This is a genomic window from Bacillus cereus group sp. BfR-BA-01524 (assembly GCF_022662595.1).
Classification (GTDB): Bacteria; Bacillota; Bacilli; order Bacillales; family Bacillaceae_G; genus Bacillus_A; species Bacillus_A thuringiensis_S.
The window spans coordinates 1-279 of sequence record NZ_JAKUDW010000377.1; the positions used below are offsets into that span (position 1 = coordinate 1).

Sequence of the window (279 nt, forward strand, 5' to 3'; positions counted from 1 at the left end):
TTTATATTTGAATTAACAGAAAGAAAACAATATATAAAAATGATCAAGGATAAATATATTAAAAAACAAGAATAAACAAGAAATAATTCTAACATAAGTTATTCCTAATTGGTATTTATTCCTAAAAAAAGTGCTGTAATACGAACTATTCCTAATTGTTGTTTATTGCTAAAATAAGTACCGTAATATTAGATAAAAATAAAGGGTGGCATTTTATGAAAACAAGAGGGAGTACTCGTAGAGCAGATAGCATGGGGCGTATTGTTATTCCAATGGAAA

The 279-nt window shown here is 26.2% G+C and carries 1 pseudogene; it reads left to right on the forward strand.

Features of this window, described 5'->3' with window-relative positions:
• Positions 1-75, forward strand: a pseudogene (locus tag MR170_RS31545) (XRE family transcriptional regulator); the annotation flags it as partial.
• Between the last annotated feature and the right edge of the window lie 204 nt (positions 76-279).